This is a genomic window from Pseudomonas sp. KCJK9000, from assembly GCF_046230725.1.
Classification (GTDB): Bacteria; Pseudomonadota; Gammaproteobacteria; order Pseudomonadales; family Pseudomonadaceae; genus Aquipseudomonas; species Aquipseudomonas promysalinigenes.
In genome coordinates this window covers 28,997-44,619 of sequence record NZ_JBJJLN010000001.1, presented here as the reverse complement: position 1 = coordinate 44,619, position 15,623 = coordinate 28,997, and the positions used below count along the sequence as shown (strand labels likewise).

13 protein-coding genes and 3 pseudogenes are annotated in these 15,623 nt (G+C 62.1%); 9 read left to right on the top strand and 7 right to left on the bottom strand.

Features of this window, described 5'->3' with window-relative positions; translation table 11 throughout:
• The 9 genes and pseudogenes from ACK59H_RS00185 (at nt 1) to ACK59H_RS00145 (ending at nt 6,590) form a co-directional block, all read left to right on the top strand.
• Nucleotides 1-336 (top strand): phosphoribosyl-ATP diphosphatase, encoded by a 336-nt coding sequence (locus tag ACK59H_RS00185; RefSeq protein ID WP_060478188.1) that lies wholly within the window; start codon nt 1-3, stop codon nt 334-336.
• A gap of 25 nt (nt 337-361) precedes the next feature.
• Nucleotides 362-643: a twin-arginine translocase TatA/TatE family subunit gene (locus tag ACK59H_RS00180; RefSeq protein ID WP_060478189.1), complete on the top strand. Its 282-nt coding sequence runs from the start codon at nt 362-364 to the stop codon at nt 641-643.
• Between the two features lie 3 nt (nt 644-646).
• A pseudogene (tatB, locus tag ACK59H_RS00175) lies at nt 647-1,029 on the top strand (Sec-independent protein translocase protein TatB); the annotation flags it as partial.
• The gene (tatC, locus tag ACK59H_RS00170) at nt 1,009-1,800 is read left to right on the top strand and encodes a twin-arginine translocase subunit TatC (RefSeq protein WP_060478191.1); all 792 of its coding nucleotides are present in this window, start codon (nt 1,009-1,011) and stop codon (nt 1,798-1,800) included. The pseudogene tatB and the gene tatC, both read left to right, overlap by 21 nt.
• A complete protein-coding gene (locus ACK59H_RS00165) occupies nt 1,797-2,504 on the top strand; it encodes a 16S rRNA (uracil(1498)-N(3))-methyltransferase (protein ID WP_060478192.1) in 708 nt (235 codons plus the stop codon). Before tatC ends, ACK59H_RS00165 begins: the two co-directional genes overlap by 4 nt.
• A 45-nt stretch (nt 2,505-2,549) precedes the next feature.
• Nucleotides 2,550-3,653, top strand: a pseudogene (locus ACK59H_RS00160) (methyl-accepting chemotaxis protein); the annotation flags it as partial.
• Nucleotides 3,645-4,517, top strand: a complete 873-nt coding sequence (locus ACK59H_RS00155; protein WP_409264177.1) for a methyl-accepting chemotaxis protein — start codon at nt 3,645-3,647, stop codon at nt 4,515-4,517. The pseudogene ACK59H_RS00160 and the gene ACK59H_RS00155, both read left to right, overlap by 9 nt.
• A 66-nt stretch (nt 4,518-4,583) precedes the next feature.
• Nucleotides 4,584-5,687 (top strand): annotated as a pseudogene (locus ACK59H_RS00150) (methyl-accepting chemotaxis protein); the annotation flags it as partial.
• Nucleotides 5,688-5,696: 9 nt separating this feature from the next.
• Nucleotides 5,697-6,590, top strand: coding sequence for a methyl-accepting chemotaxis protein (locus ACK59H_RS00145; RefSeq protein ID WP_409264176.1), 894 nt, complete (start codon nt 5,697-5,699; stop codon nt 6,588-6,590).
• A gap of 106 nt (nt 6,591-6,696) precedes the next feature.
• Here the strand turns inward: ACK59H_RS00145 and ACK59H_RS00140 are convergent, their stop codons facing one another.
• From ACK59H_RS00140 to pip, 7 genes are all read right to left on the bottom strand, one after another.
• A complete protein-coding gene (locus tag ACK59H_RS00140; protein WP_060478199.1) occupies nt 6,697-7,431 on the bottom strand; it encodes an amino acid ABC transporter ATP-binding protein in 735 nt (244 codons plus the stop codon).
• Nucleotides 7,424-8,386, bottom strand: coding sequence for an amino acid ABC transporter permease (locus ACK59H_RS00135; RefSeq protein ID WP_186476306.1), 963 nt, complete (start codon nt 8,384-8,386; stop codon nt 7,424-7,426). The genes ACK59H_RS00140 and ACK59H_RS00135 overlap by 8 nt, the downstream gene beginning before the upstream one ends.
• A 78-nt stretch (nt 8,387-8,464) precedes the next feature.
• Nucleotides 8,465-9,262 carry a transporter substrate-binding domain-containing protein gene (locus ACK59H_RS00130; protein ID WP_060479948.1) on the bottom strand — a complete coding sequence of 266 codons (798 nt, stop codon included), beginning with the start codon at nt 9,260-9,262 and terminating at the stop codon, nt 8,465-8,467.
• Nucleotides 9,263-9,514: 252 nt separating this feature from the next.
• Entirely contained in the window at nt 9,515-12,088 is a 2,574-nt protein-coding gene (gene mdoH / locus ACK59H_RS00125; RefSeq protein WP_409264159.1) for a glucans biosynthesis glucosyltransferase MdoH, read from the bottom strand.
• Complete coding sequence (locus tag ACK59H_RS00120) at nt 12,081-13,817, bottom strand: glucan biosynthesis protein G (RefSeq protein WP_272501508.1); 1,737 nt, start codon at nt 13,815-13,817, stop codon at nt 12,081-12,083. The genes mdoH and ACK59H_RS00120 overlap by 8 nt, the downstream gene beginning before the upstream one ends.
• A gap of 263 nt (nt 13,818-14,080) precedes the next feature.
• The gene (dtd, locus tag ACK59H_RS00115) at nt 14,081-14,518 is read right to left on the bottom strand and encodes a D-aminoacyl-tRNA deacylase (protein WP_060479933.1); all 438 of its coding nucleotides are present in this window, start codon (nt 14,516-14,518) and stop codon (nt 14,081-14,083) included.
• Complete coding sequence (gene pip / locus ACK59H_RS00110) at nt 14,515-15,486, bottom strand: prolyl aminopeptidase (RefSeq protein ID WP_060479934.1); 972 nt, start codon at nt 15,484-15,486, stop codon at nt 14,515-14,517. Before pip ends, dtd begins: the two co-directional genes overlap by 4 nt.
• Nucleotides 15,487-15,623 lie beyond the last annotated feature (137 nt).

The window sequence follows — 15,623 nt, the reverse complement described above, 5'->3', positions numbered from 1 at the left end:
ATGAGCGACACCCTGAACCGCCTGGCCCAAGTGCTCGAAGCGCGCAGACTTGCAGCGCCCGACAGCTCGTACGTGGCCAGCCTGTACCACAAGGGCCTGAACAAGATCCTCGAAAAGCTCGGCGAAGAATCGGTCGAGACCATCATCGCAGCCAAAGACGCCGCCGTGAGCAAGGATTACAGTGATGTCATCTATGAAACCGCAGACCTGTGGTTCCATAGCCTGGTCATGCTCAGTGCGCTGGGCCAGCACCCACAAGCGGTGCTAGATGAACTGGAGCGCCGTTTCGGGCTTTCCGGGCACGATGAAAAAGCCGCGCGCCAACCTTCGGCCTGAGCACATTGCATTCTAGGAGAGCACCATGGGTATTTTTGACTGGAAACACTGGATCGTTCTGCTGATCGTCGTAGTCCTGGTCTTCGGCACCAAGAAGCTGAAGAACTTCGGTAGCGACCTTGGTGAGTCGATCAAGGGCTTTCGCAAAGCCATGAACGAAGAAGAAACCAAGCCGGCCGAGCAGACCCCACCGCCCGCCCAGCCAGTGCCGCCAGTGCCGCCGGTGCAGAACACCGCGCAGCAGCCCCAAGGCCACACCATCGAGGGCCAGGCCCAGCCGGTCCAAGAGCCACAGCGGAAAGACTGACCCATGTTCGGCATCAGTTTCAGCGAGCTGCTGCTCGTCGGCCTAGTCGCCTTGTTGGTGCTCGGCCCCGAGCGCCTGCCGGGCGCTGCGCGTACAGCGGGCCTGTGGATAGGCCGGCTGAAACGCAGCTTCAATGCGATCAAGATGGAAGTGGAGCGCGAAATTGGTGCCGACGACATTCGCCGCCAATTGCACAACGAGCACATCCTGCGGATGGAAGAGGAAGCCAAGCGCATCCTCAACCCGCAGAACCCGCCCGCGCCGTCGCCCACCGCCACCCCGCCCGCTGCTGCGCCTGCGGTAACGCCGGCAGTGCCGACAGCTGCGCCTGAATCGCCCGATCAGCCTCAACCGCCGCGAGCCCCATGAGCGAAAATCCGGAACACGACCAGCCCATGCCGCTGGTTTCGCACCTGACCGAACTGCGTACCCGCCTGCTTCGCTGTGTGGCGGTCATCTTCCTGATCTTCGCGGGGCTGTTCTCCTTTGCCCAGCAGATCTACACCCTGGTGTCGGCACCCCTGCGCGAGCATTTGCCGGCCAACGCCACGATGATCGCCACCGACGTGGCTTCGCCGTTCCTGACGCCGTTCAAACTGACCATGATCGTCTCGCTGTTCCTGGCGATCCCGTTCATTCTCCAGCAGATCTGGGGCTTTATCGCGCCAGGGCTGTACCGGCATGAAAAGCGCATCGCCATTCCACTGCTGGTGTCCAGCATTCTGCTGTTCTACGCAGGCATGGCGTTCGCCTATTTCCTGGTGTTCCCATTGATGTTCAAGTTCTTCGCCGCCGCCACTCCTGCGGGCGTCGCGATGATGACCGACATCGCCAACTACCTCGACTTCGTGATGACGCTGTTCTTCGCCTTCGGCGTAGCGTTCGAAATTCCGGTGGCTGTGGTACTGCTGGTATGGATCGGCGTGGTCGATGTGAAGTATCTGAAGAAGATCCGCCCTTACGTGATCATCGGCTGCTTCGTGGTCGGCATGATCCTCACCCCGCCCGACATCTTCTCGCAGACCCTGCTCGCGGTGCCAATGTGGCTGCTGTTCGAGATCGGCGTGCTATGCGGCAGCCTGATCCGCAAACGCAGAGAAGCCGACGACAACGCCACCAACGACCCTAACGACCAGCCGCCAGCGACCCAGCCGTGAACCTGTTACTCCTCGAAGAGGCCGACTTCGTCGCGGCCGACCGCGTCGTTCTGGCTGATCGGCGCTTGACCCATATGCAAGACATCCACCGTGTCGCCGTAGGCGACACACTTCGCGTCGGGCGCATCGATGGGTTGATGGGCACGGCAATGGTGCTGCGCCTGGAACGGCACGAAGCCGAGCTGCAAGTCGCTTTCGATCGACCACCACCGGCCAAGTTGCCATTGACCCTGGTGTTGGCCGTACCACGGCCCAAGATGCTTCGCCGGTTGTTCCAGACCGTCGCCACCCTGGGCGTGCCGCGTTTGATCCTGGTCAACAGCTACAAGGTCGAGAAGAGCTTCTGGCAAACCCCTTTCCTCAACCCCGAAAGCATTCGTGAAAACCTGATCCTTGGGTTGGAACAGGCCCGCGACACGGTACTGCCCCAGGTCATCATCGAAAAGCGCTTCAAACCGTTCGTCGAAGATCGCCTGCCGGCCATCGCCCAAGGCACACTCGGGCTGGTCGGCCACCCTGGCCCCTACCCCGCCTGCCCGCGCGCCGTCGAGGGGCCTGTGACCCTGGCGATTGGGCCGGAGGGAGGCTGGATTCCGTATGAAGTGGACTTGCTCGGCAACGCGGGCCTGGCCCCCGTGCAACTGGGTGAGCGCATCTTGCGTGTGGAAACCGCTGTAACCGCCTTGCTCTCGAGGATTTTCTGACGAGCGGGTCAGCTTTGAGCTGTAAAGTTTCCCCAGCGCAAGCCGATGGTGTGGGCAATACCACAAAAATACTGCCACGCTGCCGGGGAGTCGAACATGTACCAATGGTTTTCCCAATCGCTGGGAAATATAAGCGTCAATCGCAAGCTGGGGCTGGGCTTTGGCCTGGTGTTGCTGCTGACCTTGGCCATCACCTTCACCGGCTGGCAAGGGCTGGACAGCGTCACCGCAAGGGGTGACAAGCTGGGCAACATTTCGGTGATTCACCAGTACACCCAGGATCTGCGCATCGCCCGCCAGCACTACCAGCGCGACCGCAACGAGGCGGCCATCGGTGAGATGGAAAAAGCACTGGGTATCCTCGAGCGTCAGGTCGACATGATGCTCGGGCAAATCGAGCAACCCATCGACCAGCAGCGGCTCAAGCAACAGCAGGCCGCCGTTGCCCAGTATCAGCAAGCCTTCACCGACCTCAAGCAAGCCGGCCAACGCCGCGAAGCTGCCCGCGCGGTGCTGGGTGACAGCGCCGACAAGGCGGCCGGGCTGATCGACCGGGTCGAGCAGCGCCTGTTGCAGGGCGGCGACATCGGCCAGTATCGCCAAGCCGTGGAGGTCAGTGCGCTGGTGCAGCAGGCACGCTTCCAAGTGCGTGGCTACACCTACAGCGGCAACGCCGAATATCAGCAGACTGCGCTCAAGGCCATCGACCAGGCACTGAGCGAGCTCAAAGCTCTGCCTGCCAGGTTGCCTGCCGAATACGCCGCCAGCCTGGACGATTCGGCCACTGCCCTGGCCGCCTACCGCGATGCGGTGACCCAGTTCGGCGATGCTCAAGGTGCCAGCGAGCAGGCCCTGGAGCGCATGACTGAGCAAGGCTCGGTCCTGCTGAAGAACAGTGAAGCCATGACCCTGTCGCAGACCGAGGTCCGCGATGCCGGTACGCACAAAGCCAAAATCATGCTCGGCGGCGCCAGCGCCCTGGCCATCGTCCTGGGCCTGCTGGCCGCCTGGGCGATCACCCGACAGATCATCGTCCCCCTGCGCCATACCCTCGCTGCCGCGGAGCGCGTGGCCAATGGCGACCTGCGCCAGGACCTGGACACCACCCGCCGCGACGAACTCGGCCAATTGCAGGCCAGCATGCAACGCATGAACCAAGGCCTGCGCGAACTGATCGGCGGTATCGGCGATGGCGTGACACAGATCGCCAGCGCTGCCGAAGAGTTGTCGGCGGTCACCGAACAGACCAGCGCCGGGGTCAGCAATCAGAAGGTCGAAACCGACCAGGTCGCCACCGCGATGAACGAAATGGCTGCCACCGTGCACGAAGTAGCTCGCAATGCCGAGCAGGCCTCCGAAGCCGCTGCCATGGCCGATCAGCAGGCGCGAGAAGGCGACCGGGTGGTCAGCGAAGCAGTGGCGCAGATCGAGCGCCTGGCCGGCGAAGTGGTCAACTCCAGCGAGGCGATGAACCAGCTCAAGGCCGAGAGCGACAAAATCGGCAGCGTGCTGGATGTGATCAAGTCGGTGGCCCAACAAACCAACCTGCTAGCGCTCAACGCGGCCATCGAAGCGGCCCGTGCCGGTGAAGCCGGGCGTGGCTTTGCGGTAGTTGCCGACGAGGTGCGCAGCCTCGCCCAGCGCACCCAGCAGTCCACCGAGGAGATCGAAGAGCTGATCGCCGGGCTGCAAAGCGGCACCCAGCGCGTCGCCAGCGTGATGGACGCCAGCCGCCAGTTGACCGACAGCAGCGTCGAGCTGACCCGTCGTGCCGGTAGTTCGCTGGAAACCATCACCCACACGGTGTCGTCGATCCAGGCCATGAACCAGCAGATTGCCACGGCAGCCGAGCAGCAGAGCGCTACAGCCGAAGAAATCAACCGTAGCGTCATGAACGTGCGTGATATCTCGGACCAGACTTCGGCAGCCAGCGAGGAAACCGCCAGCTCGAGCGTGGAACTGGCACGGTTGGGCACCCATTTGCAGGGGCTGGTGGGGCGATTCCGGCTCTGACGCCTCACAAAGTGAGCTGAATTTTCCTACAGCACTTTCAGGTCAAGTCCTACGGGCTCTCCGCCGATGGGCAGGGATAGGATGCCAGCATTCCGCCAGCACCCTACCCCCTCATCTGGACGGAGATCTGCCATGTTCGGCTACCTCAATTACAGGCTCGGCAACATCAGTGTCGGCGCCAAGCTCGCCCTGGGCTTCGCCGTGGTCCTGGCACTCACCCTGGCGACCACGATCAGCGGCTGGCGCGCGCTGGACGGCGCCATCACCCGCTCGGAACAACTTAGCGAAATTGGCCGCATCAACGACTTGGTCAAAGACCTGCGCGCCGAGCGCATTACATACAGAGTGCTCGCCGACGACACCAGCAAAGCCAAGATCGCTGGCATTCTTCAGCAACTGGAAGCCACGGTGACCACTTTGCAGCAACGCAGCAAGGTCGATGAGTCACGCGAGTTGCTGACCCATAAGCTGCCGTTGCTGCAGCAACTTCGCGAAAGTTTCACCGCACTGCAGCGCAACGTCGATGAGCGTCACGCGCTTCGCACGGCCATGCAGGTCCAGGAAGAAAAACTCAACGACGCCATCGATGCTCTGCAAACCCAGGCCCTGTTGAAGATGCCGGCAGACAGCCAAGGCAACCTGCTTGGCCTGATGGATAGCCTGAGCCAGCAGGTGGACACCGCCAACCAGCAGAGTCTGGTGCCCGCCTACACCTTCTCGCCGCTTGAAGAATTCGCCACGGTCGGTGACAGCGCACTGAACATCGCCGATACCAGCCTCGCTCAGCTCGTCACCGGCCTGGCGCCCCTCGGGCTGCCACGTACGCTGACCGAACAGCCGGGCATCGAGCTGAAAAAATACCGAACCAGTCTGGCCCAGTATCGCGTCACGGCCCTTAAGGTCGAACAGCTGCAAAATGAAATGGAAAAGATGGGCGACGAGGTCCGGGGGATCAGCCTTTCGCTGAGCGAGCGTAAAGTGGAGCAGCGTGACAGGGAAGCATTGGCTGCTCGCTCGCTGCTCACCAGCGTGGCGTTGTTGGCCCTGGTCGTAGGCGTCGTCGCCGGCTGGCTGATCACCCAGCAGATCACCCAGCCGCTGCGCCAGACGCTGACGCTGGCCGCGCGAATCGCCAAAGGCGATCTAAGCACGCTGGAGCCTGTGCGGCGCCGCGACGAGATGGGGCAATTGCAGGCCAGCATGCGCGAAATGACCGTGAGCCTGCGTGAGCTGATCGGCGGTATCGACCATGGCGTTGGCCACCTGTCCCAGGCGGCGTCGCAACTGGCCGCCAGCAGCGAGGACACCAAGCTGCGCATCAACCAGCAGCGCGAAGAAACCGACCAAGTGGCCACCGCCATGAACCAGATGAGCGCAACGGTGCAAGAAGTGGCGCAAAACGCTGAACACGCCTCGTTCGCGGCCACCAATGCAGACCAGCAGGCGCAATTGGGCGATCAGGTGGTGGCCCAAGCCATTAGCCGGATCGAGCAGTTGGCACGGCAGATGGATGCGTGCCTGAACGCCATGCAGCACCTGGCCGGCGAGAGCCAGCGCATCGGCAGCATCCTGGTGGTGATCAAGTCAGTGTCGGAACAGACCAACCTGCTGGCACTGAACGCAGCCATCGAAGCTGCCAGGGCCGGCGAAGCGGGCCGTGGTTTTGCCGTGGTGGCCGACGAGGTGCGCGGGCTGGCGCAGCGTACCCAGCAATCCACCGAAGAAATCGAACAACTGATCCACAGCCTGCACAGCGGCACCGACGAGGTCACCCGCCTGCTCGATGACAGCAAACAGCTGACCGAGCAGAGCGTGGAGCTCAGCCGCAGAGCTGGGCAGGCGCTGGCGCAGATCACCGATACCGTGTCGAGCATTCAGGGGATGAACCAACAGATTGCCACGGCCAGCGAGCAGCAAAGCGTCGTGGCCGAACAGATCAACCGTAGCGTGATCAGCGTGAGGGATGCCTCGGACCAGACCAGTGCGGCCAGTGAGCAGACGGCAGCCTCCAGTGGTGAGCTGGAGCAGCTGGGGCAGCAGTTGCGGGGGATGGTGGGGCGATTCAACCTTTGAGATACAGCCGCCCACATCGCGGGTGGCCGCGCCCCCACAAGGGCAGCACATGCTTGGAGATGCTCGCTAACGTGTGGGAGCCGGTTTACCCGCAAAGGGCCCCGAGTTACAGCACCTGGCGCAGGAAAGCCTGCGCCCGCGGGTCTTGGGGCGAGGCAAAGAACGCCGCCGGGGCCGAATCTTCAAGCAGCTTGCCGTGATCGAAGAACAGCACCCGGTCGGCCACTTCACGGGCAAAGCCCATCTCGTGGGTGACGCAGACCATGGTCATGCCTTCCTGGGCCAAGGTTTTCATCACGTCCAGCACCTCACCCACCATCTCCGGGTCAAGCGCCGAAGTCGGCTCGTCGAACAACATCACCTTCGGGTCCATCGCCAGCGCGCGGGCAATCGCCACCCGCTGCTGCTGGCCACCGGAGAGGCGCGAGGGATACTCGTTGGCTTTCTGCGCGATGCCAACCTTATCCAGCAATGCCCGGGCCTTGGCTTCACGCTCGGCCTTGTTGCGCTTGCGTACCACCTTCTGCGCCAGGCACAGATTCTCAAGCACAGTCATGTGCGGGAACAGGTTGAAATGCTGGAACACCATGCCGACTTCGCGGCGGTAGGCATTGATGTCGGTCTTAGGGTCTGCCAGTTGCAGACCGTCGATGGCCACATGGCCTTCATCGAAATGCTCCAGGCCATTGAGGCAACGCAGGAAGGTCGACTTGCCCGAGCCCGATGGGCCAAGCACGACCACGACTTCGCCCTTGGCAACTTGCGTGGTGACGTTATCCACAGCCCGCACTACCTGGCCACGGGTGTCGAAGACTTTCAACAGGTCACGGACTTCAATCACTTTGCGCAAGCCTCCGCTCGAGCCGGCTGGCGATGTGCGACAGCGGCAGGTTGATCAGCAGGTACAGGCCTGCCACGCAGAACCAGATCTCGAAAGTCGAGAACGATGTGGTGATCGCCTCCCTGCCGCTCTTGGTCAGTTCGGTGATGGCGATCACCGATACCAGCGAGGTGTCTTTGACCAGGCTGATGAACTGGCCCGCCAGTGGTGGCAGCACGCGCTTGAACGCCTGCGGCAGGATCACGTGGCGCATCGACTGGCCTGCGTTCAAGCCCAGCGAGCGCGCAGCCTCATTCTGCCCTTTGGCGATCGACTGCACGCCGGCGCGAACGATTTCTGCAACATAGGCGCCGGTGAACAACGCCAAGGCTGCCACCCCCGCGAATTCCCGGGACAGGTTGAGCACGGTGCCGATGAAGAAGTAGAAAATGAAAATCTGCACCAGCAGTGGAGTACCCCGCACCAACTCGACATAAACCGTCGACAGGTCACGCAGGGTTGGATTGTTCGACAGACGGCACAAGCCGGCGAACAGGCCGATCAGCAAGCCAAAAGCGCCGGACACCACCGAAAGCCACAATGTTGTCCACAGGCCCCAGGCCAGCGGGCCCGCCGCCCAGTGACGGGTCACGCCGATCTGGTCGCCTTCGGCGACATCGTCGCCACGGCTCAGTAACAGGCTGTCCTTGGCCACGTCGAGCACTTGCTCGTCACCGTTCTCGTCCTTGAGCGTGACACGTGCGGTGTCACCGGAAACGACGATTTCCTGCACGCTGCCGTTGCCGCCGGCCCGCTGAACTTCTTCTGCCTTGTAGGCGAAATACTGCGGCACGCGGTTCCAGCGCCACTCGTAGGAAATCATCGAGGTCGCCATGTACAGGCTGAACGCCAGGCCCAACAGGACCAGGGCGGTCAACCCGTGCCAGGGCCACTGGGCTTTCTTGTGTTTGATCACGTGGGGTACTTCCGTAAATGCGAACGCGCAGGGTTTACCTGCGCGTCGGGGGCAAAAGCTAGGCTTGTGGCCTGAGCCTTATTCCATTTCCTTCAGCCAGTCCTTGTTCTTGAACCACTTGTCGTGAATACGATCGTAGGTCCCGTCATGCTTGATCTGGTGCAGGAAGTTGTTGATGAAGTTGATGCTGTCGTAGTCGCCTTTCTTCAGGCCGAAGGCCAGTGGCTCGTACGTGAAGGGCTCGTCGAGGAACTGCAGCTTACCAGCGCCGACCTTCTCGATCGCCACCACATTGTAGGGTGCGTCGTAGACGAAAGCGTCAGCCTTGCCGTTGACCACGTCCATCACCGCTTCCTGCTCGTTGTCGTAGCCGTGGTACTTGGCCTTGCCGATCAGTTTCTTGGACACCATTTCGCCGGTCGTGCCCAGCTTGGAAGTCAGGCGGTACTTCTCGTTGTTCAAGTCTTTGTATGACTTGATCTCGCCAGCCAGCTCCTTGCGGATCAGCAGGGTCTGGCCAACCACGATGAAGGGTTCGCTGAAGTTCAGGCGCAGGTTGCGTTCCTGGGTGAGGGTCATGCCGCTGCCAATGATGTCGAACTTGTCGGTCAGCAGCGCCGGGATGATGCCGTCATAGGCCGTGGAAACCGCCTCGAACTTCACGCCCATGGACTTGGCCATGGCTTTGAGGATATCGACCTCGAAGCCGATGATATCGCCGCGTTTGTTGGTCATCTGGAACGGCATGTAGGTTGGGTCCATGCCCACCCGCAAGGTGCCGCGCTTGACTGCATCGTCGATAGCGCCGGCCTGGGCTGCCGTTACGGCGACCAGGGCGGTGACACCGACCAACAGTCGCGAAAGGTATTGCTTGATCATCACCAAGTCCCCTAACAAGTAAAGAAGCGAATCTTATTGTCTTGGCACGGCCGTACTGGCCGATGCGCATTATCGGAGACGGATGCTAACGCATGGCGGGCCTGGGACCTAGAGCCGGCGGGGACTTTGTTGGCCAAAATCGGCCTGGGTGGTGAAAAGCTTCGCGGGTGAACCTACTCCCACAAGTACCGCGCCGACCGTGAGGCGGCGCAGTGACCGTGGGGCAGGTTCACCCGCGAATAGGCTCCGTCAGGCGCCGGCCAGGGTCGGCTGGCCCTCTTGCTCCGGATGCAGTGGCAGCAGCGGTGAATGCGGGTCGTTGTTGATCGAAGCACGCCACACATCGATCCACGCCGCATTGTGCTGCGCCCACACCTGTTCGTGCAGGCGGCTCAAGGCTACCGGGTCGCTGAGCAGCGCCAGGCGGGTATTGAGGTCCAGTGCCTTGGGCCCCACTTCCAGCGCCTTGGCCACGCGCTCGGCGCGCAGCGCCTCGATCGGCGCGGCATGGCCGTGGCGGGCGGTGGCCATGGCACAGGCCAGGGCATTCTGCCGCGGGTCAACCACTGCGCGCACGAAGCCGTCATGCAGCGCATGCCAGCGGTTTTCGTGGGTGTAGCGGTCGGTCGCCAACAGCTCCTGGGGCGTTGCGTACTCCTCTGGAATGAGGAACAACTTCTCGTCCTTGGCTGCAAGGCCCAGGCGGGTGCGACTGGAGATCACCGACACCGGGATCGACAGCACCAGCGAACCGACGATCGGCGCCAGCCACCACAGGAAGCTTGGGTTCAGCCACGCCACCAGCCCAGCCCAGGCGATACCCAGAAGGGTCTGCGGGCCATGGCGACGCACCGCTTCGCTCCACGGGGTGGAGTCATCGTCACGCTGCGGCGAATTCCACGTCGCAGCCCAGCCAAGGAACGCGGCCAGCACGAAGCGGGTGTGGAAGATCATCCGAACCGGCGCCAGCAGCATGGAGAACAACATCTCCATCAGCATCGACAGGGTGACCTTGATGCGCCCGCCAAACTCGACCGCGCCCTTGGCCCAGATCAGGATCACACTCAACAGCTTGGGCAAGAACAGCAGCACGATGGTGGTGGAGAACAGCGCAACGGCCTTCTCGGGGTGCCACTGCGGCCACAGCGGGTAAAGCTGGTACGGCTCGATGAAGTATTGCGGCTCCATCAGCGTATTGGTCGCCAGCAGCGCAGTGGACAGTACCAGGAACAAGAACCACAACGGCGCCGACAGGTACGACATGACCCCAGTGAGGAACACCGCACGGTGCACCGGGTGCATGCCTTTGACCAGGAACAGGCGGAAGTTCATCAGGTTACCGTGGCACCAGCGGCGGTCGCGCTTGAGCTCGTCGAGCAGGTTGGGCGGCAGTTCTTCGTAACTGCCCGGCAGGTCATAGGCGATCCACACACCCCAGCCGGCACGGCGCATCAACGCTGCTTCGACGAAGTCGTGGGACAGAATGGCCCCGGCGAACGCCCCCTTGCCAGGCAACGGCGCCAGCGCGCAGTGCTCGATGAACGGCTTCATGCGGATGATCGCGTTGTGGCCCCAGTAGTGCGACTCACCCAGCTGCCAGAAGTGCAGGCCGGCAGTGAACAGCGGGCCGTACACACGGGTGGCGAACTGCTGCATGCGCGCATAGAGAGTGTCCATGCCCGACGCCTTCGGCCCGGTCTGGATGATGCCCGCATCCGGGTTAGCCTCCATCAGGCGCACCAAGCTGCTCAGGCATTCACCGCTCATGACGCTGTCGGCATCCAACACCACCATGTACTTGTACTCGCCACCCCAGCGACGGCAGAAGTCGTCGAGGTTACCGCTCTTGCGCTTCACACGGCGGCGGCGGCGGCGATAGAAGATGCGGCCAAAGCCCTTGGTTTCGCGGCACACGTCCAGCCAGGCCTGTTGCTCGGCCACGGCAATGTCGGTGTCGTTGGTGTCGCTGAGCACGAAGAAATCGAAGCGATCGAGGTTGCCGCTGGCAGCCACCGATTCGAAAGTCGCCCGCAACCCTGCGAACACCCGCGGCACGTCTTCGTTGCAGATTGGCATCACCAGCGCGGTACGCGCTTCGGGAGCAATGGGCTCGTTGCCGGCACTGCTGCCGGAGATCTTGTACTTGTCACGCCCGGTGAGCAGCTCGAGAAAGCCCATCAGCGCGGTCCAGAAACCTGCAGAAACCCAGCAGAAGAGGATACCGAACAGCACCAGAATGGACGTTTGCAGGGCATACGGCCAAACCTGCACCACGGTGTCCCACAGCGGCTGATTGACGATTTCGTCCAGGTCGACGAACGACCAGCCCTGATATGGCAGGATGCCCTTCATATAGAAGCCGGCGACGATGGTCTGGCCAATCATGAGGGTCAGCAGGATGTAACGGCGGATCGAACCGACCGTGCGCCAGCGCGCTGCCGGCAGTTCGCGCTTGGGGGGCTGCGGGGCATTGGGGCGGCCGGTCATGCGCCGCCACATGCGGATCAACAGGTTGGTACGCCATGGCTCGGGCACGACCTTGGTGCGCTTGATCGGCGGGGCGATCTTCAGGCACAGCCGGCCGCTGCCGTCGACGCCGAGCATTTCTGCGTCTTCGAGCTCGGCGGCGCTGCCCACGGTCAGGCGCGGGCCAACCGAGGCCTGCACGGCCTCGGTGCCGTTGGTGGCCGGGGTGGCCGCCAGGCGTTGATGCAGCTCGCTGAACGAGGTGCAGCTGGCGAGTTCCGCACGCTGCTCATCGCTCAGAGGGAGGTGGGCCAGGTATTCGCCAAGCGATTCCGGCCTTGCGCTTGAGTTACTCATCGGCAGGCAACTGATAGCTCCAGGTCTCGGTCAGCACTTTCTCGGTGGTGGCCGGGGTCCCGTTGGTGGATGCCGCATCGGCGGCAGGTTGTTCAGCCTTGGCTGGCTCCGCCTTGGCAGCCTTCTCGTGCTTGCCGTGCTTGGCCACCGCCTTCTCCGTTTTGGTTTCAGCAGCAGGCGTGGCTGCTTCGACCGGCACGTCGCGTACCAAGGCAGCGCGCATTTCCGTGGACTTGTTGGCTTCTTTGACCTTCAAACGCAGGGTCAGGCGCCAGCCTTTGGTCTCCGGGTTGTAGCGCAGGTTGTTCTCTACCACCTCGGCGTTGTCACCGACGCTGATCTGGCTGCGCACCGGGGTGTCTTCGGGCAGGGCAGCAAGGGCCGGGCCAGCAAAGTCGACCAGGAAGGCGACGCTGCCGTCTGGCTGGCGGATCAGGTTGGACTGCTTGACGTCACCGGTCGAGCGCAGGGTCTGCTTGACCCAGCCCAGCTCAGGGGCCTGGAACTGCGGCTCGTCGAGCGTCCAGTGCAGGCGGTAGGCGTACTCGAACGGCTTGCCTGGTTCAGGCAGCTTCTCCGGGCTCCAGAAAGCAACGATGTTGTCGTTGGTCTCGTCGGCTGTCGGGATTTCGACCAGGTCGACGGTACCTTTGCCCCAATCGCCCTTCGGCTCGATCCAGGCGCTTGGGCGCTTCTGGTAGTTGTCGTCGAGGTCTTCATAGGCGCTGAAGGCGCGCTGACGCTGCATCAGGCCGAAACCACGCGGGTTTTCGACGCTGAAATTGCTCACGGCCAGGTGTTTCGGGTTGTTCAGCGGGCGCCAGATCCACTCGCCATTGCCGGCATGGATCGACAGGCCTTCGGAGTCGTGTAGCGCCGGGCGGTAATTCAGCACCTTGGACGGCTGGTTGGGGCCGAACAGGTACATGCTGGTCAGCGGCGCGACACCCAGGCGGCTGACCTGGTCACGCAGGAACACCCGCGACTGTACGTCGACCACGGTATCGGTGCCTGGGCGCAGAATCAGTTTGTAGGCCCCAGTGGAGCGCGGCGAGTCCAGCAGCGCGTAGATCACCAGGTGCTTGTCGGCCGGTTTGGGCTTTTCCACCCAGAATTCGGTGAAGCGCGGGAATTCTTCGCCCGACGGCAGCGCGGTGTCGATTGCCAGGCCACGGGCCGACAGGCCATACACCTGGCCCTTGCCGACCACGCGGAAATAACTGGCCCCCAGCAGGGTCATGATCTCGTCCTGCTTGTCGGCCTTGTTTATCGGGTACAGCACTCGGAAGCCGGCATACCCGAGGTTTTTCACGGTGTCGGCGTCGTGCGGCACGTCACCGAACTCGAAGCGGCTGGAGTCGTACTTGATTTCCTCGACCTTGGTCGCGGTGATCTCGTTGATCTTCACCGGCGTGTCGAAGTGCATGCCCTGGTGGTAGAACGACAGCTTGAATGGAGTCTTGTCGTTGGCCCACTCGGCTTTTTCGCGCAGGAAGTGGATTTTCTGGTAATCCGCAAACTTCATGTCGCGGAACACGGCAGGTAAATTACTTTTCGGTGCTTCGTATTTCTGGCCGGCCAGATCCTTTGCCTTGGCTGCAACATCGTCAAGATTGAATGCCCACAGCTGGCCCGCGCTCATCAGGCCGACCAGTGCCACACTGGCCATCAGGGCCTTGCGCAACCCAGTGCCGGGGATTCTTGATGCTTTATGGGGACTAACAATCACGAGCAACCCTCGCCGAAAACAGATCATGAAACCAACGGCCAGCGACAAATGCCGGGTTGGCGAGCACTGTTCGGACCCCATCAGGGCCTAATGATTCCCCAAACAGGTCCAGACAACGCTCGAGTCAGAGTGAAACGAACCTGCGAACGCAGGCTCACGCAGCGCGCGATTATCCAGCAGGTCGCGTTACAACGCATCAGGCTGGATCAACTATTTATCGTACGAAACCCCTTGTTTTCTTCCAAACAAGGGGTTTTTCGACCTCATATTTGTAACAAGAATGTCACAGGGCCATCATTGACCAAATGCACCTGCATGTCCGCACCAAAACGCCCACTGGCCACATCGGCATGCTGGTCGCGGGCCTTGCTCAAAAGATAGTCGAACAATTGCGCTCCGAGCGCCGGTGGCGCCGCAGTTGAAAAGCTGGGGCGCATGCCGCTGCGGGTATCGGCCGCCAGGGTGAACTGCGATACCAGCAGCAAACCACCCCCGACATCCTTGAGCGACAGGTTCATCTTGCCCTGCTCGTCACTGAATACCCGGTAGTTGAGCAGCTTGTGCAACAGCTTATCGGCATGTTCGCGGGTATCTTCAGGCTCTACGGCGACCAGAACCAGCAAGCCCTGGTCGATGGCGCCGACGATTTCCCCGCCCACCTCCACCCTGGCGCCACGCACGCGCTGCAGCAAGCCCCTCATGCTTCTTCCAGGGGCAGGTCGAGCAGGCGGCGGGCCATTTGGTCGGCGGCACGCACCAAAGCATCGGTGATACCCGGCTCGGAGGCGGCGTGACCTGCGTCGCGAATCACCTTCAACTCACTGTTCGGCCAGGCCTGATGCAGCGCCCAGGCGTTGTCCAGCGGACAGATGACGTCATAGCGGCCGTGCACGATCACCGCCGGTAGGTGGGCGATCTTGGGCATGTCACGAATCAGCTGATCCGGCTCCAGGAAGGCATTGTTCATGAAGTAGTGGCATTCGATGCGGGCGATCGACAACGCACGCTGCGGCTCGGAAAAACGATCTACCACCAGCGGGTTGGGCCGCAACGTTGCGGTGCGCCCCTCCCAAGTGGACCAGGCCTTGGCTGCATGCATCTGGGCAATCTGGTCATTGCCGGTCAAACGCTTGTGGAAGGCCTTGACCAGGTCGCCACGTTCTTCTGCCGGAATCGGCGCGATGTAGTCCTGCCAGTAGTCAGGGAACAGGCGGCTGGCGCCGGCCTGGTAGAACCATTCGATTTCCTGCGGGCGGCACAGAAAGATGCCGCGCAGGATCAGGCCATGCACGCGCTCGGGATGGGTCTGAGCATAGGCCAGGGCCAGGGTCGAGCCCCACGAACCGCCGAACAGCACCCATTTGTCGATCCCAAGGTGCTGGCGAATGCGCTCAAGGTCCTCGACCAGGTGCCAGGTGGTGTTGTTTTCAAGGCTCGCATGCGGGGTGGAGCGCCCACAGCCGCGTTGATCGAAGGTGATGATGCGATACAGGTTAGGGTCGAAGTAGCAGCGGCTCTGGGCATCGCACCCGGCACCGGGGCCACCGTGGATGAACACCACCGGCAGACCTTCGGGCGAGCCGCTTTCGTCGACATACAACACATGCGGCGCTTCCACGGCCAGATCGTGCCGGGCGTAGGGTTTGATCTGCGGGTACAGGGTCTGCATTGCGCACTCCGTGTGAGGATTGGTTCAGCCGTGGGCCATCATAAACCTGAATTGCACTTTGAGCATGCGTCAGAGCAGGTTCTTCGCATTCCGATTTTACGGGGAACGAAGCGCCATGGTCAGCCGCAGTGCAACGC